Here is a 25016-nt window from a genome sequence, read left to right as displayed (position 1 = left end):
GGGTGCCTGCTGGAAGGGGAGGGCCTTCATCGATGCGAGCCGACGCGCGCCGCAACCACGAGCGGCTGCTCACGGAGGCCAGGGCCGCCTTCGCCGAACAGGGCACGGACGCGCCCCTGGAGGAGATCGCCCGCCGCGCGGGCGTCGGGATCGGCACCCTCTACCGCCACTTCCCCACCCGGGCCGATCTGCTGAACGCCGTCTTCCAGGAGGCCCTGGCGGCGCTTCTCCGGCGCTCGCACGAGCTGGCCGGGGCCGACGAGCCGTGCCGGGCGCTCGTGGAGTGGCTGCGCGCCCTGATCGCCCACGCGGGTGAGTACCGGGGACTCGCGCACGCGCTGATGTCCGCCTCGTACGACCGGAGTTCGGCGCTCGCCTCGTGCAGCGTGCCGCTGCGCGCGGCGGGCGAGGCGCTGCTCGGGCGCGCTCAGGAGGCGGGCCAGGTACGCGCCGACGTGTCGATCGGTGACCTGATGCAGCTCACCAACGCGATCGCGCTGGCGGCGGAACAGTGCCCGGAGGACGCGGAGTTGGCGGACCGCCTGCTCGCGCTGACCCTGCGGGGACTCAAGGGCTGAGGTGTGCCGGCGTACGGACGGCGTGGGACCCCTGGGGGAGGGTCCCTCGGCGCTCGATGAGGTGACTGCTCAGCGGCGCCGCATGTCCGCGACGCGGGCCGTGCGCTCCAACGTCTCCGCGGCCATCCCCCCACCCGGTCCCCGGAACTGACCGGCCGCCATCCGTCCGCGCTGGACGGGGAGCGGCATGTCACGGCGGGGCCGGACGCCCGGGGGGAGCTGCTCACCGCCGGCCGCGCCGGGACCCGCGCCCGTACCCGCGACGGCGATCTGCACGCCCTGGTCGGCGAGGGCCTGGAGCTCGGAGGCGGCCCGCTCGTCATGGGCGGGCGGCTCGTCGGTCACCAGGCGCGTGATCACGTCCGTGGGCACCGTCTGGAACATGGTGTCGGCGCCGAGCTTGGTGTGGTCGGCGAGGACCACGACCTCCGCCGCCGCCTGCACGAGGGCCCGGTCCACGCTCGCGGAGAGCATGTTGGACGTGGACAGGCCCCGCTCGGCGGTCAGTCCGCTCCCGGAGAGGAAGGCCCGGGAGACCCGCAGCCCCTGGAGCGACTGCTCGGCCCCGCTGCCCACGAGGGCGTAGTTGGAGCCGCGCAGGGTGCCGCCGGTCATGACGACCTCGACCCGGTTGGCATGGGCCAGCGCCTGGGCGACGAGCAGGGAGTTGGTGACCACGGTCAGGCCGGGCACGCGGGCGAGCCGGCGGGCCAGCTCCTGCGTGGTCGTCCCGGCTCCGACGACGATGGCCTCGCCCTCTTCGACGAGGCTCGCGGCGACGTCGGCGATGGCCGTCTTCTCCGCGGTGGCGAGATGGGATTTCTGCGGGAAGCCGGATTCTCGCGTGAATCCGCCCGGCAACACCGCACCGCCGTGGCGGCGGTCGAGGAGTCCTTCTGCCTCGAGTGCCCGTACGTCCCTCCGTACGGTCACCTCCGAGGTCTGGACGACGCGGGCGAGCTCGCGGAGCGACACGGCCCCATTGGCTCGCACCATTTCGAGGATCAACTGGCGACGTTCTGCAGCGAACACGAAACTGACAGTAACGTGACCGGCCGATAGTTTTCAGCAGTATGCGCCGAATTGCAGAAGATGCGCACAGACGGGGCCTCCAAGTGGTATGGGAGACCCCGCCGTTGATCCGTTTTGTGCCAGGGCTATGCCCCGGCTTGCCGGGGGTTGCCCGAGTCGGCGAACCGTTCCCGCAGGCGGGAGGGGCGCCGGGACGGGATGTCAGACCTCGCCCGCCGACTTTCGGGTGTGCAACTGCCGTGCCACTTCCGCGATCGAACCCGACAGGGAGGGGTACACGGTGAAAGCGTTTGCGATCTGTTCGACCGTCAGATTGTTGTCGACCGCGATCGAGATCGGGTGGATCAGCTCGCTCGCCTTCGGGGCGACGATGCAGCCGCCGACCACGATGCCGGTGCCCGGACGGCAGAAGATCTTGACGAAGCCGTCCCGGATGCCCTGCATCTTCGCGCGGGGGTTGCGGAGCAGCGGCAGCTTGACGACCTTGGCGTCGATCTTGCCCGCGTCCACATCGGCCTGCGTGTAGCCGACGGTGGCGATCTCGGGGTCGGTGAAGACGTTCGAGGAGACCGTCTTCAGGTTGAGCGGGGCCACCGCGTCGCCGAGGAAGTGGTACATCGCGATACGGCCCTGCATGGCGGCGACCGAGGCGAGCGCGAAGACACCGGTGACGTCGCCGGCCGCGTAGACGCCGGGGGCGCTCGTACGGGAGACCCTGTCGGTCCAGATGTGACCGGAGTCCTTCAGCCTGACGCCGGCCTCCTCCAGTCCCATTCCGGCCGAGTTCGGGATCGCGCCGACCGCCATCAGGCAGTGGGTGCCGGAGATGACGCGGCCGTCCGCGAGGGTGACCTCGACCCGGTCGCCGACCCGCTTGGCGGACTCGGCGCGGGAGCGGGCCATGACGTTCATGCCGCGGCGCCGGAAGACGTCCTCCAGGACCGCAGCCGCGTCCGGGTCCTCGCCGGGCAGGACGCGGTCGCGGGAGGAGACGAGGGTGACCCGGGAGCCGAGCGCCTGGTAGGCGCCGGCGAACTCGGCGCCGGTGACGCCGGAGCCGACCACGATGAGCTCCTCGGGGAGCTCCTTGAGGTCGTAGACCTGGGTCCAGTTCAGGATGCGCTCGCCGTCCGGCTTGGCGTCCGGCACCTCGCGCGGGTGGCCGCCGGTCGCGATGAGCACGGCGTCCGCGGTGAGCGTCTCCTCCGTGCCGTCGGCGGCGGTGACGATCACCTGGCGGGAGCCGTCCACGGCCTGCCGGCCGGAGAGCCGGCCGCGACCGCGCAGCACCCGGGCGCCCGCCCGGGTGACGGAGGCGGTGATGTCGTGCGACTGGGCGAGCGCGAGGCGCTTCACCCGTCGGTTGACCTTGCCGAGGTCGACGCCGACGACGCGGGCCGCCTGCTCCACGTGGGGGGTGTCGTCCGCGACGATGATGCCGAGTTCCTCGTAGGAGGAGTCGAAGGTGGTCATCACCTCCGCCGTGGCGATCAGCGTCTTCGAGGGGACGCAGTCGGTCAGGACGGAAGCGCCGCCGAGTCCGTCGCAGTCGACGACGGTCACCTCCGCGCCGAGTTGGGCGCCCACCAAGGCCGCCTCGTATCCGCCGGGTCCGCCACCGATGATCACGATCCGGGTCACTGGGATCTACGCCTCGCGTCTCGTTCTGCCGGGGGGTCCCCCCGCTGGGGTGCAGTGCGTACGCCATTGTCCCGCACGCTTCAAGTGCGTACCCCATTCTCCCGCACGACCGGCGCGGCCTCGCGCCGGGGCCTCCCCGGGGGCGTCCCGCCGATCCCCGGGGTCGCCGCCTCGGGGATCGGCGGGCACCCCGCCCCTCCCGTACCCTCGGTCCCATGTCGCTCTACGCCGCTTTCGCCGGCAACCTCGACGCGCGGCTGATGAGCCGCCGCGCACCGCACTCCCCGCTGCGCGGCACCGGCTGGCTGAACGGCTGGAGGCTGACCTTCGGCGGAGAGCAGATGGGCTGGGAGGGTGCGCTGCCCACCATCGTGGAGGCCCCCCGTTCCCAGGTCTTCGTGGCGCTGTACGACATCGCGCCGATGGACGAGGAGTCCATGGACCGCTGGGAGGGCGTGGGCCTCGACATCTACCGGCGGATGCGGGTGCGGGTGGACACGCTCGACGGCGAGGAGCCCGCGTGGGTGTACGTCCTCAACGCGTACGAGGGCGGGCTGCCGTCCGCGCGGTACCTGGGCGAGATCGCGGACGCCGCCGAGTCGGCGGGCGCGCCGCACGACTACGTGATGGAGTTGCGCAAGCGTCCCTGCTGATGCCCGGCGGGGGATGTGCGAACGCCCGACGGACGGTGCGGGGGCCCGCCCCACGCCATTCGTCGGAAACGACAAGACAACGATCGCATGTCCGTCAGCATCGTCATCTACGCGCGTAGGGATTCTCCGGCTACGCTTCTGCGCGTACCAAATCCGTCCGGGGCTCCCCTCGGACCCCCCTCCCCGAGGCGAGAGAGTCAGTGAACGCAACTGCCACCCCGTACGAGGCCGCCGAGGCCGCTGCCGCAGCCCTTCGCGAGCTGACCGGAGTCGAGAAGCACGACGTCGCCCTGGTCATGGGCTCGGGCTGGGCGCCCGCCGTCGACGCCCTCGGCGCCCCCGAGGCCGAGTTCCCGGTGACCGAGCTCCCCGGCTTCCCGCCGCCGGCCGTCGAGGGCCACGGCGGCACGGTCCGCTCGTACAAGATCGGTGAGAAGCGCGCGCTGGTCTTCCTCGGCCGCACCCACTTCTACGAGGGCCGGGGCGTCGCCTCCGTCGCCCACGGCGTCCGCACCGCCGTCGCCGCCGGCTGCGGGACCGTCGTCCTGACCAACGGCTGCGGCGGTCTGCGCGAGGGCATGCGCCCCGGCCAGCCGGTCCTGATCAGCGACCACATCAACCTGACGGCCGCCTCCCCGATCGTCGGCGCGAACTTCGTGGACCTCACCGACCTGTACTCGCCGCGACTGCGCGCGCTGTGCAAGGAGGTCGACGAGACCCTGGAGGAGGGCGTCTACGTCCAGTTCCCCGGGCCGCACTACGAGACCCCGGCCGAGATCAACATGGTCCGCGTCCTGGGCGGCGACCTCGTCGGCATGTCCACCACTCTGGAGGCGATCGCGGCCCGCGAGGCCGGCGCCGAGGTCCTGGGCATCTCGCTCGTCACCAACCTGGCGGCGGGGCTCTCGGGCGAGCCGCTGAACCACGAAGAGGTGCTGCAGGCGGGCCGTGACTCGGCGGCGCGGATGGGTGAGCTCCTGACGCGCGTCCTCGACCGCATCTGACGGCTGACGGGTGCCGCTGCGCGGGGCTTCTCCCCCACCCCGCCCCTTCCCGTGACCGGGGCTTCGCCCCGGACCCCGGTCCTCGAACGCCGGACGGGCCGGCTTTCGGCCCCGCCGGCGTTCGAGGCGCGGGGGTCCGGGGCGAAGCCCCCGGTTACGGGAAGGGGCGGGGCGGGGAAAGGCTCCGCGCAGCGGCCCACCCCGCTCCCGTCCCACACTCCCGCACCTCCGAAAGGCACCCACCGTGACGCAGGACGACCTCCTCGCCCGGGCCAAGGCCTGGCTCTCCGAGGACCCCGACCGTGAGACCCGCGAGGAGCTCGCCGGGCTCATCGAGGCCGGCGACACCGACGAGCTCGCCGCCCGCTTCGCCGGCACGCTGCAGTTCGGCACCGCCGGACTCCGCGGCGAGCTCGGCGCCGGACCGATGCGGATGAACCGTTCGGTCGTCATCCGCGCGGCCGCCGGACTCGCCGCGTACCTCAAGGCCAAGGGAGAGACCGGCGGCCTCGTCGTCGTCGGCTACGACGCCCGCTACAAGTCCGCCGACTTCGCCCGCGACACCGCCGCCGTGATGATCGGTGCCGGGCTGCGCGCGGCCGTCCTCCCCCGCCCGCTGCCGACGCCCGTCCTCGCGTACGCCATAAGGCATCTGGGCGCCGTCGCCGGTGTCGAGGTGACCGCGAGCCACAACCCGCCGCGCGACAACGGCTACAAGGTCTACCTGGGCGACGGCTCGCAGATCGTGCCGCCCGCGGACGCGGAGATCGCCGCCGAGATCGACGCGGTGCGCGCGCTCGCCGACGTGCCCCGGCCCGAGGCCGGCTGGGAGACCCTCGGCGACGAGGTCCTGGAGGCCTACCTGGCGCGTACGGACGCCGTCCTGTCCCCCGGGTCCCCCCGGAGCGCGCGGACCGTCTACACGGCCATGCACGGCGTCGGCAAGTCCGTCCTGACGGCCGCGTTCGCCCGCGCCGGGTTCCCGCCGCCGGCGCTGGTCGCCGCGCAGGCCGAGCCCGACCCGGCCTTCCCGACGGTCGCCTTCCCGAACCCGGAGGAGCCGGGCGCCATGGACCTCGCCTTCGAGGCGGCCAGGGCCGTGGACCCCGACCTCGTCATCGCCAACGACCCCGACGCCGACCGCTGCGCGGTGGCCGTGCCGGACGCCACCGTCGAGGGCGGCTGGCGGATGCTCCGCGGCGACGAGGTGGGCGCGCTGCTCGCCGCGCACCTCGTGCACAAGGGCGCGACGGGCGTCTTCGCGGAGTCGATCGTGTCGTCCTCGCTGCTCGGCCGGATCGCCGAGGCGGCCGGGGTCGGGTACGAGGAGACGCTGACCGGCTTCAAGTGGATCGCCCGCGTCGAAGGTCTGCGGTACGGCTACGAGGAGGCGCTCGGCTACTGCGTCGACCCCGAGGGCGTCCGCGACAAGGACGGCATCACGGCCGCGCTGCTCGTCGCCGAGCTGGCCTCGGTGCTCAAGGAGCAGGGCCGGACGCTGACGGACCTCCTCGACGACCTGGCGGTGGCCCACGGGCTGCACGCCACGGACCAGCTGTCGGTGCGGGTCGAGGACCTGGGGATCATCGCGAACGCGATGGCCGCGCTGCGCGAGCGGCCGCCTGTCTCGCTGGCCGGTCTGACGGTCGTCTCGGCGGAGGACCTGACGAAGGGCACGGAGTCGCTGCCGCCGACGGACGGGCTGCGCTACCACCTGGAGGGTGACTACAAGGCGCGGGTGATCGTCCGCCCGAGCGGCACCGAGCCCAAGCTCAAGTGCTACCTGGAGGTCGTCGTCCCGGTCGCCGACGCGAGCGAGCTGGCGACGGCACGCGCGAAGGGCGCGGACGTGCTGGCCGCGATCAAGCGGGACCTGAGCACGGCCGCGGGGCTCTGACCCGAGGGGCGTACTCCGGAGGGCCAGGAGGACCGGGAGGGCCGGTGCGGGAGGGATTCCGCACCGGCCCTTTCACTCGTACAGGTGAAAGGCGGTTGCTTGCCGTCGAGCGCTGCCTTCGGTGCCGAGCCGGCGGACCGCCGAGGCTCAGCGCGTCGCGGGCGAGGCTCAGCGCGTCGCGAGGAGGATGACGAGGAGCAGCAGCCCGGCCACCGCGGGGCCGATGATCTCGTACGCCCAGCGCACCTGCGGCTCGCCCTGCGAGCCGGGGCTCCCGGCGCGGTGCTCGGCGAGCTCGCGCAGATCGGCCACGGTCTTGTCGGTGGGCGCGGTACGGGAGGCGCTGTCCCGTACGTCGGCGGTGACGGAGGTACGGCCGTGGGGGTCGTCCTGCGAGGCGCGGGCGGCCTTGCGCGCCGCCCTCTTCCGCTGCCGCAGCGAGACGGGGACGGCCCACAGCTGGTACTTGGCGCCGTCCTGGGTGAAGACCTCGCTGGAGTACCCGGCGCGGATGTCGGCGACCGAGGCCCAGGGCAGGGTGATCGACCGGAACGGGTTGCGGATCCGGAGCCGGTTGTCGTTGGCGTACACGGCCGGCCGGATCGTGAAGGCGACGATCAGCGGAACGGCGAGGACGAGCCCCGCGAGCGCGATCCAGGGGGTCCGGCCCTCGCCGCGGATCAGCGCGTCACCGCCGAAGAGGCAGGCGAGGACGAGCAGGAACACCCCGCTCGCGATCCCGAGGGGCGAACGGAACACGCGGTCGGCGAACGGCTGCTCGGCCGACGGCTGCTCGGGGGTCGGCTCGTGGCCCGGCTCGGGGGTCGGCTCGGGGGTCGGCTCCGGGGTCGTCATGCCGCCGATTGTGCCTCAGCGGGCCCGTGCGGGCTCAGGCGGCCCGCACGGCCACGAGATCCGCGTACAGAATGATGTTGTCGGGGCGGTGTCCGTCGACCAGTTCGCCGCCGCAGGTGATGAGGCGCAGCTCGGGGCGGTCGGTGTCCCCGTACACCTTGGCCGTCGGGAAGGTCTTCTTGTCGACCTGCTCCAGCTCCCCGACCCGGAAGACGGCGACCTTTCCGTCCGCCCGCGTCACGGTGATCTCGTCGCCGATCCGGACCCGCGAGACGTTCTTCAGGACCGCCGGGCCGCGGGCGGTGTCGAAGTGGCCGATGAGGACGGCGGGGCCGGTCTCGCCGGGCGTCACGCCCTTGTCGTACCAGCCGATGCGGTCGGCGTCCGCGACCGAGGGCACCTCGACGGTGCCGTCGGCGGCGAGCCCCAGCTCCAGGACGGAGCCGGTGGCGCCGGTGTCGACGTCGGCAGCGGGGACCCGGACCCGGACCGGCACGGAGCGGGCCAGCGGCCGGACGGGGGCGGCGCTCGCCTTCGGCGCGGGCGCGGTGGCCTCGGTGATGCGGGCGGGCGGGGTGGCGGGCTGGTCCCCGGGCCCGGCCGAGCAGCCGGTGAGGGCGGCGAGGGCGGTCACGAGGAGGACGGCGGCGTTACGGGTACGAGGACGGTTCACGGGAGGGCTCCGGACGGCACGGGGTGTGGCCGGCCGCCGCGTGGGGCGCGGCGGCCGGCCTGGGGTGTGGTGCTGCTCCCGCTCGGGTCAAGGGCGAGGAGACGTGTGGACGGGTCAGACGCGGGCGGCGGCCCGGCGGCGCAGGACGACGAAGCCGAGGCCCGCGGCGGCGAGCGAGGCCGCACCGGCGCCGGCCGCGATCAGCGCGGTGGAGTCGCCCTCGGCACCGAGCTGGGCGCCTGCGGCGACACCGCCCCTGGGGATGACGGAGGTCTGCCCGGCGTTGTTGGTGGTGGTGCCGTTGCTGCCGTTGCTGCCGGTGGCCGGGGTGGTGACCGTCGGCGCCGGGGTGGCGGTCGCGTCCTTCTCGCAGCCCTTGGGGAGCTTCGGGAAGGCGGTCCACCGGTACGGCGTGTCGCCGCCCTGGGTGCGCTGCCCGAGCTGCGGGGTGACGGTGTCCGCGCCCTTGATGGTGAGGCCCATGCCCCGGTCGGCCGCGGTCGCGCGGTCGAGGGTGACGATGGCCTTGCCGTTCTCGTCCTTGAGGACGGCCTTCGGGCCCTTCTCCAGGTCGTTGGTGAGCGTCACGGTCAACAGAGCGAAGACGGACGGGATCTCCTGCCGGACGGTGCACTCGCCGATGGTGACGACGGGGCCGGCGGTGGGCGCGGGGGCGGGGGTGGTGTCCGGGGCCTCGACGAGCCGCGGGGCGGCCTGCCGCACGCTGCCGTTGATGTAGGCGGCGAGTCCGCCGTCGGGCTCCACGACGATGACGGCCTTGCCGTACTGCACGACCTTGCGGGTGCCGTTCAGGGTGGTCAGGACGCGGGTCTCGCCGTTCTCCACGGTCTGGAGGGTCCAGACCCCGAGCTTCACCACGAGCTCCACGCGGGAGCCGTTCGCGAGCTCGTACAGGCCGGGCCGGGCGCCCGGGACGTAGTTGCCCTGCCAGGTGGAGGTCAGGCCGGTCTCGAAGAGCACGAGGAACGTGCCGTCGTCGTTGCCGGCGACCGGGCGGTTGTCGGCGTCGAGGGTGCCGACCCGCTGGCCCTCCTTGTAGAGCTCGGCGATGTGGTGCAGCGTGCCGGCCTTGAAGATCTTGGCCGTGCCGCCGTTCGGCAGGATCTGGGTGCGGACGTAGGTGCCGCTCTCCTGGCTCTCCACGGCCTCGGCCTTCGGAGCCTCGGCCTTCGGAGCCTCGGTCTTCGGTGCCGTCGTCTTCGGAGCAGTCGTCTTCGCAGCCTCGCCTGCCGCTTCCGCCGCCCCTGCCTCGGGAGCCTCGGTGCCGGCCGGGGCCGGCGCGGTCGCGGCCGGCTTCACGGCCACCGGACCGTCGGCGGCGAAGGCGGCACCGGCGGCGAAGGCCGGAGCGGTGATCGCGACGCCCGCGACGAGGGCGGTGGCGACGGCGGTGCGAAGGGCGGTGCGCATAACGACTCCTGTGATTCAGGTAGGTGTGGCCGGCGTGAGTCGCATGCCGCTTTTTCTCGGTCCGACTGGTTCCGGTGAGGTCTGGCTGGCTGCAAGAAGAAATCTATTGATCTTGTATTCAGGACTTGTCCGCTCCATGTCACGGCCCTGTGACAGGGGTCACCACCCCCTCCGCGACAGAGCCACCACGCCGCCGGACCCCCTGTGACCTCGGGCTCCCCGAAGGCTCTCCCCTGTACAGGTCGCTACGCGCGTAGATATGCTCGACTGGTGACCATGCCCACCACTGCATCCGCAGCTTCTGCTTTCGCCGACGTGACCGCGTCCGACAGTGCGCTGCGCCGCTTCCTCCACGGGCTGCCCGGCGTCGACGCCGTCGGCCTGGAGGCGCGCGCCGCATCCCTCGGCACCCGCTCGATCAAGACCACGGCCAAGGCCTACGCCATTGACCTGGCCATTTCCATGATCGACCTGACGACGCTCGAAGGCGCGGACACCCCGGGCAAGGTCCGGGCGCTCGCCGCCAAGGCCGTCAATCCCGATCCGACCGACCGCACGACCCCGACGACCGCCGCCGTCTGCGTCTACCCCGACATGGTGGCCACCGCGAAGGCCGCCGTCGCGGGCTCCGGCGTCAAGGTCGCCTCCGTCGCCACCGCCTTCCCGGCCGGGCGTGCCGCCCTCCCCGTGAAGCTGGCCGACACGGCCGACGCCATCGCCGCGGGCGCCGACGAGATCGACATGGTCATCGACCGTGGCGCCTTCCTCTCCGGCCACTACCTGAAGGTCTACGAGCAGATCGCCGCGATCAAGGCGGAGTGCGGCGACCGCGCCCGCCTCAAGGTGATCTTCGAGACCGGCGAGCTGTCCACGTACGACAACATCCGCCGCGCCTCCTGGCTCGGCATGATGGCCGGCGCGGACTTCATCAAGACCTCGACCGGCAAGGTCGCGGTCAACGCCACCCCCGCCAACACCCTTCTCATGCTGGAGGCCGTGCGCGACTTCCGCGCGCAGACCGGCGTGCAGATCGGTGTGAAGCCGGCCGGCGGCATCCGCAACACCAAGGAAGCGATCAAGTTCCTGGTGCTCGTCAACGAGACCGTGGGCGAGGACTGGCTGGACAACCACTGGTTCCGCTTCGGCGCCTCCAGCCTGCTCAACGACCTGCTGATGCAGCGCCAGAAGCTGGCTACCGGCCGCTACTCCGGCCCCGATTACGTGACGGTGGACTGATCAACATGGCATCTGCATTCGAGTACGCGCCGGCGCCCGAGTCCCGGTCCGTCGTCGACATCGCCCCCTCCTACGGCCTGTTCATCGACGGCGAGTTCGTCGAGGCGGCCGACGGCAAGGTCTTCAAGACCGTCTCCCCCGCAACCGAGGAGGTCCTCTCCGAGGTCGCCCAGGCGGGCGCCGAGGACGTGGACCGCGCGGTGAAGGCGGCCCGCAAGGCCTTCGAGAAGTGGTCGGCGCTGCCCGGCTCCGAGCGCGCCAAGTACCTCTTCCGCATCGCCCGGATCATCCAGGAGCGCAGCCGCGAGCTGGCCGTCCTGGAGACGCTGGACAACGGCAAGCCGATCAAGGAGACCCGCGACGCGGACCTCCCCCTGGTCGCCGCGCACTTCTTCTACTACGCGGGCTGGGCCGACAAGCTCGACCACGCCGGGTACGGCGCGAACCCGCGCCCGCTGGGCGTGGCCGGCCAGGTCATCCCGTGGAACTTCCCGCTGCTCATGCTGGCGTGGAAGATCGCCCCGGCGCTCGCGACGGGCAACACCGTCGTCCTGAAGCCGGCCGAGACGACCCCGCTCTCCGCCCTGTTCTTCGCGGACATCTGCCGCCAGGCCGGGCTGCCGAAGGGCGTCGTCAACATCCTTCCCGGGTACGGGCAGACGGGCGCCGCGCTGGTCGAGCACCCGGACGTGAACAAGGTCGCCTTCACCGGTTCGACCGCCGTCGGCAAGGCCATCGCGCGCTCGATCGCCGGCACGGACAAGAAGGTGACCCTGGAGCTGGGCGGCAAGGGCGCCAACATCGTCTTCGACGACGCCCCCATCGACCAGGCCGTCGAGGGCATCGTCACGGGCATCTTCTTCAACCAGGGCCAGGTCTGCTGCGCGGGCTCCCGCCTGCTGGTCCAGGAGTCGATCCAGGACGAGCTGCTCGACAGCCTGAAGCGCCGCCTCTCCACGCTCCGCCTCGGCGACCCGCTGGACAAGAACACCGACATCGGCGCCATCAACTCCTCCGAGCAGCTGGCCCGCATCACCTCGCTGGTGGAGCAGGGCGAGGCGGAGGGCGCCGAGCGCTGGACCGCCGCCTGCGAGATCCCGTCGGCCGGTTACTGGTTCGCCCCGACGCTCTTCACGGGCGTCACGCAGGCGCACACGGTGGCCCGCGACGAGATCTTCGGCCCGGTCCTTTCGGTGCTGACATTCCGTACGCCGGACGAGGCCGTCGCGAAGGCCAACAACAGCCAGTACGGCCTCTCCGCCGGCATCTGGACGGAGAAGGGCTCCCGCATCCTGGCGGTCGCGTCCAAGCTCCGCGCCGGTGTCGTCTGGGCCAACACGTTCAACAAGTTCGACCCGACCTCGCCCTTCGGCGGGTACAAGGAGTCGGGCTTCGGCCGCGAGGGCGGTCGCCACGGCCTGGAGGCCTACCTCGATGTCTGAATCGACCACGCGTCTGAGCGTCTTCAAGACCTACAAGCTGTACGTCGGGGGCAAGTTCCCCCGCTCCGAGAGCGGCCGGGTGTACGAGGTGTCGGCTAAAACATCAGCCGCTAACGCGGCGGGCAAGGGCAAGTGGCTGGCGAACGTGCCCCTCTCCTCCCGCAAGGACGCCCGTGACGCGGTCGTCGCCGCCCGCAAGGCCTTCGGCGGCTGGTCGGGCGCGACCGCGTACAACCGAGGCCAGATCCTCTACCGCGTCGCCGAGATGCTGGAGGGCCGCCGGGAGCAGTTCGTCCGCGAGGTCGCGGACGCGGAGGGCCTGTCGAAGTCGAAGGCGGCGGCGGTCGTCGACGCGGCGATCGACCGCTGGGTCTGGTACGCGGGCTGGACGGACAAGATCGCCCAGATCGTGGGCGGCGCCAACCCGGTGGCCGGCCCGTACTTCAACCTGTCCTCCCCCGAGCCGACCGGTGTCGTCACGGTCGTGGCCCCGCAGGACTCGTCCTTCCTGGGCCTGGTCTCGGTGATCGCCCCGGTGATCGCGACGGGCAACACGGCCGTCGTGATCGCGAGCGAGAAGTCCCCGCTGCCGGCGCTCTCCCTGGGCGAGGTGCTCGCCACCTCCGACCTGCCGGGCGGTGTGGTCAACATCCTCTCCGGCAAGGCCTCCGAGATGGGCCCGCACCTGGCGGCCCACCAGGACGTCAACGGGATCGACCTGACGGGCGCGACCGAGCGCGACCTCGCCCGCGACCTGGAGATCGCGGCGGCGGACAACCTGAAGCGCGTCCTGCGCCCGCGCAAGGAGGACTTCGCCGAGTCCCCGGGCACGGACCGCATGACCGCCTTCCTGGAGACGAAGACGGTCTGGCACCCGACGGGTTCGCTGGGCGCGAGCGGCTCCTCGTACTAGCTCCGCTCCCGCCGGCTCCGGCCGACAGCGCGACGACGGCCCCCGGGTGTACGCACCCGGGGGCCGTCGGCTCTTGCCCCGCGCCCCCGGTCGGCCGCAAGATCCGCTCATGATGAGGGGATTGATCAAGGGAGACAACGTCTTCGTCCCGACGGCCGTGCTGCGCATCGCCGTCCGGAACGACATCGACGTGGCGGCGCTGCTCGTGACGGAGCGGGGCAGGGTCCGGGGGGACGCGGACATCGTCTTCGACGGCGCCCCGGTCCACCCGTCGGGCGCCGTACGGCTCTCCGGCGGCATGGCCGGCGACGAGGACGGCACGGTCTGGGTGGACGCCGACCTCACGGGCGTCGAGGAGGAGATCTCCCGCGTCCTCGTGGTCGCGTCGACGGAGAACGGCGCGCTGCGGGACGTACGCGGCCTGTCCGTCGAGGCCTTCGCGCCGGACGGCACGACGGTCGTGGGGTACGAGGTGACGGACGCAGGCGGCGAGACGGCGATGGTCCTCGCGGAGCTGTACCGGCGAGCGGGCGGCTGGAAGTTCCGCGCGGTCGGCCAGGGTTACCTGGACGGCCTCGCCGGCCTGGCGGCGGACCACGGCGTGGACGTGACGGAGGAGGAGGCGGAGGAGGATTCCCCGCCGGAGGGTTCCCCGGCGACCCCGGCGGAGGCGGAGGCCGAGACGCAGACGCAGACGCAGACGCCGGAAACGCCGCAGATCCCGGACCCGGATCCGGTCCCGACCCAGGCCCAGGCCCCCGTTCCGACCCCCATCCCGGCCCCCGCCAAGATCCAGGTCCCTTCCCAGGCCCCGGCCCCCGTCCCGTACGCGTACCCGTACCCGCCCGTCGCGCAAGGCCCGTCGGGCTGGACGTTCGGGGCCGTCTTCGAGCCGCGCACGCTCTCGGGCCCGGGCAACGCGGTCATCGACGTCGAGGACCTCCCGCCGGGCCCGGTCGTGGTCGAACTCGCCCTCAAGACCGACGGTTACACCGGCGTGTGGACCCTCAGCCCGGAGAACAAGGAGGTGGACCTCCTCGTCAACAGCACGGAGCGGGACTTCCGGGGCCGCCTGCTCCACGTCGTCCCCAAGACCGGACGACTGCGGCTGAAGCTGAGGGCGGACGGGCCCTGGCAGGGGCGGGTCCTGCCGCTGGCGGCGGCCCAGCTCCTGACGGAGGACACGATGGAGTCCTGGGGCCCGAACGTCCTGCTGCACACGGGAGGGCCGACCGACGTCGCCTTCCACTACCGCGGCAGCAGCAACTTCATCGTCGACTCCTACGACCTGGCGGGGCACGACGACCCCACGACCCTCCCGGACTCCCTGCAGCCGTACATCAACGAGATCGGCAGGCGCCGGGAGTCCCTGTCACTGCCCGAGGGCCCGGTCCTCGTCCATCTGGGGCGGGCGGACGGCCCCTGGCGCGCGCGCCTGAAACAGCCGAGTACGGCGACGGCCTGGCTGCGACGCGCCAGACGCTGAGCCGCCCGCCCCCGACTACGGGAGCAGCCCCTGCGTCAGCGGCCCCGCCACCGGCAGATCGGCCACCGCCCCGCCCTTGGTGAGGTGGTCGGTCACCAGGTTCGTGCCCACCGGCTTGAAGTCGGCGACCTGGGTGCCGAGGCCGTTGTCGAGCGGGTCGACGCCGGTGTTGGCCAGCGGGTCGAGCTGGAGCCGGGTCAGCGGGCCCAGCCCGTGGGTGACCCCGCTCAGCGCGCCCGCCCCGGCCGCGGCGGCGTCCGTCCGGCTCAGCGAGTCGACGGGCAGCGGCACCGGGGCGACCGCCTGGGCCGCCGCACCCGCGCCGAGCACCGCCGCACCCGCCGCCGTGACGGTGAGCCCGGCCTTGAGCAGGGCGCTGCGACGGGGGGTCCGGGGTTCTGCGTGACGCGCCATGGTGTTCCTTCCGAGGGGTGACAGGGCGGACACCGACAGTAGTTGAGGTGTGATGCTCGATACCAACGGCCTTCCTCGGGGGTCCCCTGCACGGGGGAATGGTTCACACTGGTGTCCCGTGAGTTCCCTACCGATTCCGACCCGTGTCGTCCTGCTCGCGGGCCCCTCCGGCTCCGGCAAGTCGTCCCTCGCCGCCGTCACCGGCCTCCCGGTCCTGCGCCTCGACGACTTCTACAAGGAGCACGACGACCCGTCGCTCCCGCTCGTCGACGGCAGTTCGGACATCGACTGGGACTCCCCACGGTCCTGGGACGCGGACGCCGCCGTCTCCGCCATCGTCGAGCTGTGCCGTACGGGACGGACCGACGTCCCCGTGTACGACATCGCCACCAGCTCCCGGGTGGACCACGAGCGGCTCGACATCGAGCGGACCCCGCTCTTCGTGGCGGAGGGGATCTTCGCCGCCGAGATCGTCTCCCGCTGCCGTGAGCTGGACGTCCTCGCCGACGCGCTCTGCCTGCGCGGCCGTCCCTCGACGACCTTCCGCCGCCGGCTCGCCCGGGACCTCAAGGAGGGGCGCAAGTCCGTGCCCTTCCTGCTGCGCCGCGGCTGGCGGCTGATGCGCGCCGAGCGGGCGATCGTGGCCCGTCAGACCGAGCTGGGCGCCCACCCCTGTGCCAAGGACGAGGCCCTGGGCCACCTCGCCGCCGCGGCGGCGGGCCGCCACCGCACCCCGGCCGCCGGCTGACCCGCCCGGAACGCACGAAGCGGGTCGTGCGAGCCCCCCCGGCTCGTACGACCCGCTTCGTTTTCCCCCGTACCCCCCGTACGGTCCCCCGTGCTCCCCCCGCAGGCCCCGTTTCCCCCGTGGGCCCCCGTGGGTCTTTCCCCCCGCCTTCAGGCCACCAGCTCGCCGAAGGACTCCTCCTCGTCACGGCCGAAGCTCAGCACCTCGTCCTCGCGCAGTCGCCGCAGCGAGCGCCAGATGCTCGACTTCACCGTGCCGACACTGATGTCCAGGATCTCCGCGATCTCCGGATCGGTCCGGCCCTCGTAGTAGCGCAGCACCAGCATCGTCCGCTGGAGCTCGGGCAGCCGGGCCAGCGCCTGCCACAGCACCGCACGCAGCTCGGTGCCGCGCATCGCGTCCGTCTCGCCGACCGTCTCCGGCAGCTCCTCGGTCGGGTACTCGTTGAGCTTGCGCCGGCGCCACGCGCTGATGTGCAGATTGGTCATGGTCCGGCGGAGGTACCCGCCGACCGCGGCCTTGTCACTGATCCGCTCCCAGGCGCGGTACGTGGAGAACAGCGCGCTCTGGAGCAGGTCCTCGGCCTCGAACCGGTCCCCGGTCAGGTGGTAGGCGGTGGCGTACAGGGAGGCACGACGCTCCTGCACGTAGGCCGTGAACTCGGCCTCCGAGCAGCTGACGCGTTCCCCCGTGCCCTCCCCGTACGCCGCTCCCCCGTCAGCAACGGCCACCATGTACGGCGCCTTGCGCTGACGCCCGACGCTGCGAACGCACCCCCGCCCGTTCACTGCGCCGGACTTCTCGGTGCTCCGTACGACGTCGTGGAGACGCGTGACTACTGCGCTTGAGGTGGTGCTGTGCAGTGCGTTCATCTCGCGCCCCCCGTCGGTTGGAGTGTGTTTCTGTCCGTGTGCCAAGAAGCTTGCCCTCCGGACTTCATGGAGGTGTCCGCCGACTGTCACAGCCGTGTCACAGGGGCCGGAACAGAAGCGAGTCCCCGAGCGGTCGAACTCGGACGGCCGAATGCGACAGAATGACGGCGTGCCTTTTCTGCTGCTGATCGAGGACGACGACGCCATCCGGACGGCCCTCGAACTCTCCCTGTCCCGGCAGGGCCACCGGGTGGCCACCGCCGCGACCGGTGAGGACGGCCTCCAGCTGCTGCGCGAGCAGCGGCCGGACCTGGTCGTGCTCGACGTCATGCTGCCCGGCATCGACGGCTTCGAGGTCTGTCGGCGCATCCGCCGCACCGACCAGTTGCCGATCATCCTGCTGACCGCGCGGAGCGACGACATCGACGTGGTCGTGGGCCTGGAGTCCGGGGCCGACGACTACGTCGTGAAGCCGGTCCAGGGCCGGGTCCTCGACGCCCGCATCCGGGCCGTACTGCGGCGCGGCGAGCGGGAGTCGACGGACTCCGCGACCTACGGCTCCCTCGTGATCGACCGGTCCGCGATGACGGTCACCAAGAACGGCGAGGACCTCCAGCTCACCCCGACCGAGCTGCGGCTGCTCCTGGAGCTGAGCCGGCGGCCCGGACAGGCGCTCTCCCGGCAGCAGTTGCTGCGGCTCGTGTGGGAGCACGACTACCTGGGCGACTCGCGGCTCGTCGACGCCTGTGTGCAGCGGCTGCGCGCCAAGGTGGAGGACGTGCCGTCCTCTCCGACGCTCATCCGTACGGTCCGTGGCGTCGGGTACCGGCTGGACGTTCCTGCGTGAGCAAGGGGATCCTCGCGCGGCTGCGGCTCTCCAGCCTGCGGCTGCGGCTCGTCGTCGTCTTCGCCCTGGTCGCGCTCACCGCGGCCGTCGCCGCCTCCGGCATCGCGTACTGGCTCAACCGTGAGGCCGTGCTCACCCGTACCCAGGACGGGGCGCTCAACGACTTCCGGCAGGAGATGCAGAACCGGGCGGCGACGCTGCCGCTCCGGCCCACCCAGGACGATCTGCGGCGGACCGCCGAGCAGATGGCGAGCGGCAGCGCCGGCTACCAGGTGCTGCTGCTCGGCGAGCGGGACGCGGGCAAGCCGATCGTCGGCGCCTCGGACCCGGACGACTTCACCCTGGCCGACGTGCCGCGCTCGCTGCGGGAGGCCGTGGACACCGAGCGGCCGGTGACGGAGGCCAACCCGTATCCGTACCACCTGTTCTGGCAGCGTACGGAGCAGGGCGGGACGCCGTACCTGGTCGGCGGGACGCGGATCGACGGCGGCGGACCCGCCGGCTACATGTACAAGTCGCTGGCCGCGGAGAAGGCCGATCTGAACTCGCTCGCCTGGTCGTTGGGGATCGCGACCGCGCTCGCGGTGGTCGGCTCGGTGCTGCTCGCGCAGGTCGCGGCGACGACCGTGCTGCGCCCTGTGCACCGGCTCGGCGAGGCGGCCAAGCAGCTCGGCGAGGGGAAGCTCGACACCCGGCTGCGGGTCACCGGCGCGGACGAACTGGCCGATCTGACACGTACGTTCAACAGCGCGGCCGAGTCCCTGCAGAAGAAGGTCACGGACATGAGCGCGCGGGAGGAGTCCAGCCGGCGCTTCGTGGCCGACATGTCGCACGAGCTGCGGACCCCGCTGACCGCGCTGACCGCCGTCACCGAGGTCCTGGAGGACGAGCAGGACTCGCTCGACCCGATGATCGCCCCGGCGGTGGCGTTGGTGGTGAGCGAGACCCATCGCCTCAACACCCTGGTGGAGAACCTGATGGAGGTGACCCGCTTCGACGCGGGCACCGCCCGTCTCGTCCTCGACGAGGTGGACATCGCCGACCAGATCACCGCGTGCATCGACGCGCGGGCCTGGCTGGACGCCGTCGATCTCGACGCCGAGCGCGGGATCGTGGCGCCGCTCGACCCGCGCCGCCTCGACGTGATCCTGGCGAACCTGATCGGGAACGCGCTCAAGCACGGCGGTTCGCCGGTGCGGGTCTCGGTCCGTACGGAGGACGACGAGCTGGTCATCGCGGTACGCGACCACGGCCCCGGCATCCCCGAGGAGGTGCTGCCGCACGTCTTCGACCGCTTCTACAAGGCGAGCGCGTCCCGGCCGAGGTCGGACGGCAGCGGTCTGGGCCTCTCCATCGCCATGGAGAACGCGCTGATCCACGGTGGTTCGATCACGGCCGCGAACTCGGTCGGCGAGGACGGGGCGGTGGACGGCGCGGTGTTCGTGCTGCGGCTGCCCCTGGACGCCTCGGGGATCACCCGCGAGGTGCAGACCCGCAGCAGCCAGGGCGAGGTGAAGGAAGCGTGAGGCGCCGCACCTTCGGCCGTACGGCCGGCACGGGCGCCCTGGTGGCGGCCGCGCTCACCGCGCTGGTCACCGGCTGCGGGATCAGGACCACGTCCGTGCCGGTGGACGCGGGCGCGGCCCCGTCCCGGGTCCCGTGCAGCGTGACCGGGGAGAGCGCCTCGGCGACGGCCGTGCAGGGCGTGCCCGTCCGGGTGTTCCTGGTGTGCGGCTCGCAGCTGGAGGCGGTGGACCGCAGGACTCCGCTGCTGGAGGAGAAGGCGGGCGGCGATCCGGTGCGGACGGCCACCGGGCTGCTCGCGCAGCTCCTCGCCGAGCCCTCGGACGACGAGCGGCTGGCCGGGTTCACGACCGCGGTGCGCGGTCCGCTGGTGGTGGTCGGCAGCGGGCGCCGGGGCGACCCGGCGGGCACGCTGCGGCTGAGCCGGCAGCCGGAGGACCTGGCGCCGATCGCGCTCTCGCAGCTCGTCTGCACCTTCGCGGAGAGCTCGGCGGGCGCGGGCGACCACACGGTCCTCCTCGGCGGGCCGGGCCCCTACGCGCCGAAGCGCTACCAGTGCACGACCGAACTGCGGGAACGCCCGGAGTCCGCCCCGCCGACGGCCGGCCCGACCGGCCCGGCGGACTCCCCGGCGGACTCCCCTTCGGGCTCCGCCTCGGACTCCCCGGCGGGCTCACCCTCGGGCTCCCCGGCGGACTCCCCTTCGGGCTCCGCGTCGGGCCAGGTCTCCGGCTCGGCGTCCGGCTCCCCCTCGGGCTGAGCCCGGCGGCGCCCGGCGCGGCGGTGGTTCCGCGGGCCGGATTCGGTCCGGCGGAACCGATTCCGCTGTGGTGGGCGTCTTGGGGGGCGTGCAGCGTCAAGGTTCGGGCGGCAGTGCCGCCGTGGTCGTCCGCGTGGTGGGGTTCGTCCTCCTCCTCGCGCATCTGCTGCTCGTCGCCTGGGTCAGTCTGCGCCCACGGGACGTGGCCTGGGTGACCGCGCCGAACACGATCCCCCTGGCCGGCCTACGGGCCGATCTCGCCCTCGGCGGCGCCGAGGCGGCACGGCTGATCGGTGAGGGGCTGCTGCTCCTGGCCCCGCTCGGGGTGCTGCTCCCGATGGCCGACGGACGGCTCGACGTCTCCCGCTGGGCCTCCCTCGCCCGGACGACCGCCGCCGGCGCGCTGATGTCGCTGGCCGTGGAGCTGCTGCAGACCGCGGTGCCGGGGCAGGTCGTCGACGTGGACTCCGTACTCCTGAACACGGCGGGCGTGGCGCTCGCCCATCTCTTCTTCGTTCCCGTCGGGCGGGCCCGGCTGCGCCGCAGGTCGGAGGCGGAGCGGGCCGTGTCATCCGCGGGTACGGGGTCGGGCAAGGGTTCTCCCCTGCTGCGGAACGAGGCGGCTCAGGGTTCGACCCCGACGATTCCCAGGGTCCCGATCGCCCGGTAGACCGACGCCCCGCGCCCCCTTCCGGCAGCAGTATGGAGTCATCGGGAGCCCGAGGAACGGGCCCCGGAAACGACTCCGAAGGAGCCCACCATGGCCGCACTTGCCCGCCCCCGTGACGGACGCATGATCGGCGGAGTGTGCGCGGCGCTGGCACGGCGCTTCGGCATCTCCTCGACGACGATGCGCGTGATCTTCCTGGTCTCGTGCCTGCTGCCCGGCCCGCAGTTCCTGCTCTACCTGGCGCTGTGGGTGTTCCTGCCGGCGGAGAAGAGTGCGAGCACGGCCTGGTAGTCACGGCCCGGGCCGCTGCCCGGCAGTGAGGGGCCGTACGCACGCCGAAGGGGCGCGTACCCGGATTCCGGGTGCGCGCCCCTTCGGCGTGTACGGCTCGGGTCAGCCGAGCGGCAGGCCCTGGAGCGGCAGGCCGCCGAGGAGGCCACCGAGCGGGGTGGCGCCGAGGCCGCCGGCCGCGGCGCCGAGCGGAAGGTTCTGGGTGGCCTGGCCGGCTGCGGCCGGGAGGGTCTTCACTCCCTGGTCGAGGCCCTGGCCGAGGGCGCCCTGGCCCGCGCCGAGGGACTCCGAGGCGCCGTCGGGGAGCTCGGTGAGACCGTCGCCCAGCGGGACGGCCTGGGTCACCGTGCCCAGCGCGTCGGCGCCGACCGGCAGGGACGGCGCGGCGGAGGCCGTGCCGGCGGCGGCAGCGGCGAAAGCGGCACCGAGAGCGGCGACACCGAGCTTCTTGGCGGCAGACTGCTTCATCTGAAAATCATCCTTGTGGAATCCGGGGGCTTCGGGGAAAGCCGGGAGGGGAAATCCTGGGAATGCAGAGCGGCTCTGCAACCTAACCAGCCAACGGTTCCTCCGCAAACACCGGAAAGCGGCCGGGTGTCGCGCGCACCCAGCCGCTCCGCACCCCTTCGCGGGGGTGGCGTTCAGCCCTCCATGTGGGAAGGCTCGCTGGTCGCAGCGGTCTGCTGGAACAGCCATTCGGACTTGAGCTCGGCATAACCGGGCTTGATCACGTCATTGATCATGGCGAGGCGTTCATCGAAAGGAATGAACGCTGATTTCATCGCATTGACAGTGAACCACTGCATGTCGTCGAGCGTGTATCCGAACGCCTCGGTCAGCAGCTCGAATTCCCGACTCATGCTCGTACCGCTCATGAGCCGGTTGTCGGTGTTGACCGTGGCCCTGAAGTGGAGCCTGCGCAGCAGGCCGATCGGGTGCTCGGCGTACGAGGTGGCGGCGCCGGTCTGGAGGTTGGAGGTGGGGCACATCTCCAGGGGGATCCGCTTGTCGCGGACGTAGGCGGCGAGGCGGCCGAGGCGGACCGAGCCGTCGTCGGCGACCTCGATGTCGTCGATGATCCGGACGCCGTGGCCGAGCCGGTCGGCGCCGCACCACTGGAGCGCCTGCCAGATGGAGGGGAGGCCGAACGCCTCGCCGGCGTGGATCGTGAAGTGGTTGTTCTCCCGCTTGAGGTACTCGAAGGCGTCGAGGTGGCGGGTGGGCGGGTAGCCGGCCTCGGCGCCGGCGATGTCGAAGCCGACGACGCCGGAGTCGCGGTAGCGGTTGGCGAGTTCGGCGATCTCCAGGGCGCGGGCCGCGTGCCGCATGGCGGTCAGCAGGGCGCCGACCCGGATGCGGTGGCCGTTGGCCCTGGCCCGCCGTTCGCCCTCCCGGAATCCCTCGTTGACGGCCTCCACGACCTCTTCGAGGGTGAGACCGCCCTCCAGGTGCTGTTCGGGGGCGTAGCGCACCTCCGCGTACACGACCCCGTCCTCGGCGAGGTCGACGGCGCACTCGGCGGCGATCCGGACGAGGGCGTCACGGGTCTGCATGACGGCGCAGGTGTGCGCGAAGGTCTCCAGGTACCGCTCCAGGGAGCCGGAGTCGGCGGCCTCGCGGAACCAGATGCCGAGCTTGTCGGGCTCGGTCTCGGGGAGCTGTCGGTAGCCCTGTTCTCGGGCGAGTTCGATGACCGTGCCGGGGCGCAGTCCGCCGTCGAGGTGGTCGTGGAGCAGCACCTTCGGGGCACGGCGGATCTGGTCCGCGGTGGGGACGTTGGGGGTCTGGCTCGTCATTGCCGCACTCTAGCCCCTACGCGCGTAGAGAGCTCCTCGTGGCGCACTGGCCGTGTCCACCCTTCTCGCGTGCGGATGTCCTGATGTCACGACAGCAGCGCGTCGCGGTAAGGGAACCGTTCAGGCCATCGCACATACGACTTATTGAGCCGTTGAGACGACACCACCTCCTCCGGACATCTCTGGTCGCGCCGGCGCGCGGTTACGTGGGGCAATCACGGCGGGGGCCGAAACCCGCCGGTACCAGGAAGGAACGTGGCATGCGATACATCCGTGGACTGCTCGTCGCGGTCTCGGCGGGCGCTCTGACGCTCGGCATGGGCGGCGCTTCACAGGCCCTCGACACCGACTGCAAGGGCAGCACGGGCTCCTGCGCGACAGAGGCGAGCTTCGCTCCGCAGATCCTGGGCGATATCTCACTCATCGACACGTCCGAACTCATCGGCCCGTCCGGACTCATCAACACCTCCGGACTCACCGGTACGTCCGGACTCCTCAGCCTGACCGGTCAGACCATCACCAACCAAACCACCAGCCCGTCGAGCACGACCGGCACCACGGGCACGACCGCAGCCACCGGCAAGGCGGCCACCACCGGCGTCCGCCGCTGAAGTCGACCGGTCGCCCGTGCGGTTGTCGTTCCCCCCGCCGCACGGGCGGCCGGCCGGCCGGCCAAAGGAACGTGTTGGAATCCTCCAGCGAATGCACCGCTGTACGTTCGATCAGCGGTTCCGCCGCAGTCTCCGCCTCCCCCGGACGAGGGCGAACCGGCGCACCCCACGCATGACGAGGCCTGCCCGTGGTCCCGGCCCTCGGTCGCCGCGCCCGTGGTCCCGGCCCTCGGTCGCCGCGCCCGTGGTCCCGGCCCTCGGTCGCCGCGCTGGCCGCGACCGCCGTGCTGCTGGCCTGCGCCCTGGTGACCCATCTGGGCCTGATCTTCCTGAGCGTGGAACACCACGACACCATCGACGCCTACGTCCAGCCGGAGTTCGGCCAGGACTGGAAGCTGTTCGCACCGAACCCGATGCGACGCAACGAAGCCGTCGGAGTCCGGGTGAACACCCGGGGAGAAGACGGTCGCCACCACCTGAGCGAGTGGATCAACCTCACGGACCGGGACATCGAGGCCGTCCGCGCGACTACCTGGAGCGCGTGGTGCTCCAGCGCATCGGGCGCACCTGGAACGGCGAGCGCATCATGGCGCTCCAGGTCGGGGGCCGGTTCACGATGGTGGACCCGCCGGCGTGGAGTTCCGAGCAGCCCTCCGACACGACCGATTACCGGCTGCTGCCCTGGTGGACGGTGACCGATCAGGACCACAGGAGCCTGTGACATGACCGCCCCCACGGCCGCGCGGCCCGCCGAGCGCCTCACGCGCCTCACGCGTCTCCTGGCCACGATCACCACCGTCAGGGTGACCTCTTAGGCTGCCCGTATGACCTCGTCGGTGACCGACCCCGAACTCCCGCGCGTCCACGGCTTCCTGTCCGCCTTCCGCCGGCGGCAGGCGGCCCGTACGGTCGACTTCCCCGGCGGCTTCGCGGCCTTCGACGACGCGTACGCGCTGTCCCGGGGGAACAACCACCTTCTGGTCGACGAGCGGACCGACCCGGAGGCGCTGCCTGGACTCGCGGACGAACTCCAGGACTCGCTCCCGTACCGCCACGTGCAGGTCCTCGACGAGGAGCTCGCCGCGGCCTGCCGGGAGCCGATGGAGCGGGCCGGGTACGGGCACTCGACGTCCTTCGTCATGTGCCACCGGGGCCCGGTGCCCGCCCACGGCGGGGCGCGGGAAGTGGACCTGGACGTGCTGCGGGAGCCCGCCACCGCCTCCTGGAGCCGCTTCGCGCCGCAGGCGCCGCCGGAGTACGTCCGCGACATGGTGGGACGGCGCGCGGCCCGGCGGCACGGCGCCGAGGTCGTACGGTTCCTCGCCGCGTACCCCGCCGACGGCGAGGTCGCCGCGTGGGCGGACCTGTACCTGGATCCGGCGACCGGCGTCGCGCAGATCGAGGACCTGGTCACCGCCGGCGCCCACCTCGGGAAGGGGCACGCCGGGGCCGTCCTCGACACGGCGCTGCGCCTGGCCGCCGACGCGGGCTGCACCACCCGCTTCCTGACCGCGCGACCGGACGACTGGCCGCACCGCTGGTACGGGCGGAAGGGCTTCGAGGTCGTCGGGAGCGTGTCCCGCTTCGAACGGAGTTAGGGGAAAGGGCGTTCATTCCCGGGGCGATACGTAACAGTGACCGC

General features: G+C 72.2%; 25 protein-coding genes and 1 pseudogene. 17 read left to right on the top strand and 9 right to left on the bottom strand.

Translation table 11 applies throughout. From position 1 onward, the window contains the following. Window positions 1-32: 32 nt before the first annotated feature. Entirely contained in the window at window positions 33-578 is a 546-nt protein-coding gene (locus tag OG361_RS25125; protein ID WP_405856989.1) for a TetR/AcrR family transcriptional regulator, read from the top strand. A 69-nt stretch (window positions 579-647) separates the two neighbouring features. On the opposite strand, the gene OG361_RS25120 is transcribed toward OG361_RS25125, so the two are convergent. Continuing rightward, complete coding sequence (locus tag OG361_RS25120; protein WP_405856987.1) at window positions 648-1610, bottom strand: DeoR/GlpR family DNA-binding transcription regulator; 963 nt, start codon at window positions 1608-1610, stop codon at window positions 648-650. Window positions 1611-1811: 201 nt separating this feature from the next. Next, window positions 1812-3251 carry an NAD(P)H-quinone dehydrogenase gene (locus OG361_RS25115; RefSeq protein ID WP_405856985.1) on the bottom strand — a complete coding sequence of 480 codons (1440 nt, stop codon included), beginning with the start codon at window positions 3249-3251 and terminating at the stop codon, window positions 1812-1814. Between the two features lie 215 nt (window positions 3252-3466). Between OG361_RS25115 and OG361_RS25110 the strand changes: the two genes are divergently transcribed. The 3 genes from OG361_RS25110 to OG361_RS25100 all read left to right on the top strand — a co-directional run bounded on the left by OG361_RS25110 (window position 3467) and on the right by OG361_RS25100 (window position 6805). Then, on the top strand, window positions 3467-3904 hold the full coding sequence (locus tag OG361_RS25110) for a gamma-glutamylcyclotransferase (RefSeq protein WP_384563168.1): 438 nt from the start codon (window positions 3467-3469) through the stop codon (window positions 3902-3904). Between the two features lie 200 nt (window positions 3905-4104). Then, window positions 4105-4908 carry a purine-nucleoside phosphorylase gene (locus OG361_RS25105; protein ID WP_384563171.1) on the top strand — a complete coding sequence of 268 codons (804 nt, stop codon included), beginning with the start codon at window positions 4105-4107 and terminating at the stop codon, window positions 4906-4908. A gap of 244 nt (window positions 4909-5152) precedes the next feature. Then, a complete protein-coding gene (locus tag OG361_RS25100) occupies window positions 5153-6805 on the top strand; it encodes a phospho-sugar mutase (protein WP_405856982.1) in 1653 nt (550 codons plus the stop codon). 168 nt (window positions 6806-6973) lie between these two features. Here OG361_RS25100 and OG361_RS25095 read toward each other — a convergent pair whose 3' ends face one another. From OG361_RS25095 to OG361_RS25085, 3 genes are all read right to left on the bottom strand, one after another. Further along, window positions 6974-7660 carry a PH domain-containing protein gene (locus OG361_RS25095; RefSeq protein ID WP_384563176.1) on the bottom strand — a complete coding sequence of 229 codons (687 nt, stop codon included), beginning with the start codon at window positions 7658-7660 and terminating at the stop codon, window positions 6974-6976. 34 nt (window positions 7661-7694) lie between these two features. Further along, window positions 7695-8333 carry a class F sortase gene (locus OG361_RS25090; protein WP_405856980.1) on the bottom strand — a complete coding sequence of 213 codons (639 nt, stop codon included), beginning with the start codon at window positions 8331-8333 and terminating at the stop codon, window positions 7695-7697. Window positions 8334-8447: 114 nt separating this feature from the next. After that, on the bottom strand, window positions 8448-9764 hold the full coding sequence (locus tag OG361_RS25085) for a hypothetical protein (RefSeq protein WP_405856978.1): 1317 nt from the start codon (window positions 9762-9764) through the stop codon (window positions 8448-8450). Window positions 9765-10040: 276 nt separating this feature from the next. Here OG361_RS25085 and deoC point away from each other — a divergent pair, with 276 nt between their 5' ends. The 4 genes from deoC to OG361_RS25065 all read left to right on the top strand — a co-directional run bounded on the left by deoC (window position 10041) and on the right by OG361_RS25065 (window position 14841). Next, on the top strand, window positions 10041-11000 hold the full coding sequence (gene deoC, locus OG361_RS25080) for a deoxyribose-phosphate aldolase (protein ID WP_056641646.1): 960 nt from the start codon (window positions 10041-10043) through the stop codon (window positions 10998-11000). A gap of 5 nt (window positions 11001-11005) precedes the next feature. After that, window positions 11006-12442: an aldehyde dehydrogenase family protein gene (locus tag OG361_RS25075; RefSeq protein WP_405856975.1), complete on the top strand. Its 1437-nt coding sequence runs from the start codon at window positions 11006-11008 to the stop codon at window positions 12440-12442. Continuing rightward, window positions 12435-13355, top strand: coding sequence for an aldehyde dehydrogenase family protein (locus tag OG361_RS25070; protein WP_405856973.1), 921 nt, complete (start codon window positions 12435-12437; stop codon window positions 13353-13355). Before OG361_RS25075 ends, OG361_RS25070 begins: the two co-directional genes overlap by 8 nt. Before the next feature lie 112 nt (window positions 13356-13467). After that, window positions 13468-14841: a TerD family protein gene (locus OG361_RS25065; protein WP_405862420.1), complete on the top strand. Its 1374-nt coding sequence runs from the start codon at window positions 13468-13470 to the stop codon at window positions 14839-14841. 15 nt (window positions 14842-14856) lie between these two features. On the opposite strand, the gene OG361_RS25060 is transcribed toward OG361_RS25065, so the two are convergent. After that, the gene (locus OG361_RS25060; RefSeq protein ID WP_384563197.1) at window positions 14857-15255 is read right to left on the bottom strand and encodes a hypothetical protein; all 399 of its coding nucleotides are present in this window, start codon (window positions 15253-15255) and stop codon (window positions 14857-14859) included. Between the two features lie 52 nt (window positions 15256-15307). On the opposite strand from OG361_RS25060, the gene OG361_RS25055 reads away from it, so the two are divergent. Then, the gene (locus OG361_RS25055; protein ID WP_405856971.1) at window positions 15308-16003 is read left to right on the top strand and encodes a uridine kinase; all 696 of its coding nucleotides are present in this window, start codon (window positions 15308-15310) and stop codon (window positions 16001-16003) included. Window positions 16004-16152: 149 nt separating this feature from the next. Here the strand turns inward: OG361_RS25055 and OG361_RS25050 are convergent, their stop codons facing one another. After that, entirely contained in the window at window positions 16153-16875 is a 723-nt protein-coding gene (locus OG361_RS25050; protein ID WP_405856969.1) for a SigE family RNA polymerase sigma factor, read from the bottom strand. Between the two features lie 169 nt (window positions 16876-17044). On the opposite strand from OG361_RS25050, the gene afsQ1 reads away from it, so the two are divergent. The 5 genes from afsQ1 (at window position 17045) to OG361_RS25025 (ending at window position 20967) form a co-directional block, all read left to right on the top strand. Further along, window positions 17045-17722 carry a two-component system response regulator AfsQ1 gene (gene afsQ1 / locus OG361_RS25045; RefSeq protein ID WP_017239746.1) on the top strand — a complete coding sequence of 226 codons (678 nt, stop codon included), beginning with the start codon at window positions 17045-17047 and terminating at the stop codon, window positions 17720-17722. Beyond that, a complete protein-coding gene (locus tag OG361_RS25040; protein WP_405856966.1) occupies window positions 17719-19248 on the top strand; it encodes an ATP-binding protein in 1530 nt (509 codons plus the stop codon). Before afsQ1 ends, OG361_RS25040 begins: the two co-directional genes overlap by 4 nt. Then, entirely contained in the window at window positions 19245-20006 is a 762-nt protein-coding gene (locus OG361_RS25035; RefSeq protein WP_405856964.1) for a hypothetical protein, read from the top strand. The genes OG361_RS25040 and OG361_RS25035 overlap by 4 nt, the downstream gene beginning before the upstream one ends. Before the next feature lie 79 nt (window positions 20007-20085). After that, on the top strand, window positions 20086-20676 hold the full coding sequence (locus OG361_RS25030; protein ID WP_405856962.1) for a VanZ family protein: 591 nt from the start codon (window positions 20086-20088) through the stop codon (window positions 20674-20676). A gap of 90 nt (window positions 20677-20766) precedes the next feature. Then, window positions 20767-20967, top strand: a complete 201-nt coding sequence (locus OG361_RS25025; protein WP_384577884.1) for a PspC domain-containing protein — start codon at window positions 20767-20769, stop codon at window positions 20965-20967. Window positions 20968-21069: 102 nt separating this feature from the next. Here the strand turns inward: OG361_RS25025 and OG361_RS25020 are convergent, their stop codons facing one another. Next, window positions 21070-21435, bottom strand: coding sequence for a hypothetical protein (locus OG361_RS25020; RefSeq protein ID WP_405856960.1), 366 nt, complete (start codon window positions 21433-21435; stop codon window positions 21070-21072). A gap of 173 nt (window positions 21436-21608) precedes the next feature. Next, window positions 21609-22763 (bottom strand): adenosine deaminase, encoded by a 1155-nt coding sequence (locus OG361_RS25015; protein ID WP_405856958.1) that lies wholly within the window; start codon window positions 22761-22763, stop codon window positions 21609-21611. Window positions 22764-23023: 260 nt separating this feature from the next. On the opposite strand from OG361_RS25015, the gene OG361_RS25010 reads away from it, so the two are divergent. The 3 genes and pseudogenes from OG361_RS25010 to OG361_RS25000 all read left to right on the top strand — a co-directional run bounded on the left by OG361_RS25010 (window position 23024) and on the right by OG361_RS25000 (window position 24972). Then, entirely contained in the window at window positions 23024-23374 is a 351-nt protein-coding gene (locus tag OG361_RS25010) for a hypothetical protein (RefSeq protein WP_405856956.1), read from the top strand. Between the two features lie 188 nt (window positions 23375-23562). Continuing rightward, window positions 23563-24095 (top strand): annotated as a pseudogene (locus OG361_RS25005) (DUF5819 family protein). 103 nt (window positions 24096-24198) lie between these two features. Further along, window positions 24199-24972, top strand: coding sequence for a GNAT family N-acetyltransferase (locus OG361_RS25000; RefSeq protein ID WP_405856954.1), 774 nt, complete (start codon window positions 24199-24201; stop codon window positions 24970-24972). Window positions 24973-25016: the final 44 nt, after the last annotated feature.

The sequence above is a fragment of the Streptomyces sp. NBC_00090 genome (assembly GCF_045160815.1).
Taxonomy (GTDB): Bacteria; Actinomycetota; Actinomycetes; order Streptomycetales; family Streptomycetaceae; genus Streptomyces.
The sequence above is the reverse complement of the archived record's forward strand: the minus strand, read 5'-3'. Positions and strand labels throughout refer to the sequence as shown.

Excerpts from the sequence above, each read along its gene's own strand:
- OG361_RS25000 (WP_405856954.1), top strand. The coding sequence starts at position 24,199 with ATGACCTCGTCGGTGACCGACCCCGAACTCCCGCGCGTCCACGGCTTC.
- OG361_RS25055 (WP_405856971.1), top strand. The coding sequence starts at position 15,308 with ATGCTCGATACCAACGGCCTTCCTCGGGGGTCCCCTGCACGGGGGAAT.
- OG361_RS25085 (WP_405856978.1), bottom strand. The coding sequence starts at position 9,764 with ATGCGCACCGCCCTTCGCACCGCCGTCGCCACCGCCCTCGTCGCGGGC.
- OG361_RS25125 (WP_405856989.1), top strand. The coding sequence starts at position 33 with ATGCGAGCCGACGCGCGCCGCAACCACGAGCGGCTGCTCACGGAGGCC.
- OG361_RS25065 (WP_405862420.1), top strand. The coding sequence starts at position 13,468 with ATGAGGGGATTGATCAAGGGAGACAACGTCTTCGTCCCGACGGCCGTG.
- OG361_RS25075 (WP_405856975.1), top strand. The coding sequence starts at position 11,006 with ATGGCATCTGCATTCGAGTACGCGCCGGCGCCCGAGTCCCGGTCCGTC.
- OG361_RS25050 (WP_405856969.1), bottom strand. The coding sequence starts at position 16,875 with ATGAACGCACTGCACAGCACCACCTCAAGCGCAGTAGTCACGCGTCTC.
- OG361_RS25010 (WP_405856956.1), top strand. The coding sequence starts at position 23,024 with ATGCGATACATCCGTGGACTGCTCGTCGCGGTCTCGGCGGGCGCTCTG.
- OG361_RS25110 (WP_384563168.1), top strand. The coding sequence starts at position 3,467 with ATGTCGCTCTACGCCGCTTTCGCCGGCAACCTCGACGCGCGGCTGATG.
- deoC (WP_056641646.1), top strand. The coding sequence starts at position 10,041 with ATGCCCACCACTGCATCCGCAGCTTCTGCTTTCGCCGACGTGACCGCG.
- OG361_RS25025 (WP_384577884.1), top strand. The coding sequence starts at position 20,767 with ATGGCCGCACTTGCCCGCCCCCGTGACGGACGCATGATCGGCGGAGTG.
- OG361_RS25070 (WP_405856973.1), top strand. The coding sequence starts at position 12,435 with ATGTCTGAATCGACCACGCGTCTGAGCGTCTTCAAGACCTACAAGCTG.
- OG361_RS25095 (WP_384563176.1), bottom strand. The coding sequence starts at position 7,660 with ATGACGACCCCGGAGCCGACCCCCGAGCCGACCCCCGAGCCGGGCCAC.
- OG361_RS25060 (WP_384563197.1), bottom strand. The coding sequence starts at position 15,255 with ATGGCGCGTCACGCAGAACCCCGGACCCCCCGTCGCAGCGCCCTGCTC.
- OG361_RS25015 (WP_405856958.1), bottom strand. The coding sequence starts at position 22,763 with ATGACGAGCCAGACCCCCAACGTCCCCACCGCGGACCAGATCCGCCGT.
- OG361_RS25020 (WP_405856960.1), bottom strand. The coding sequence starts at position 21,435 with ATGAAGCAGTCTGCCGCCAAGAAGCTCGGTGTCGCCGCTCTCGGTGCC.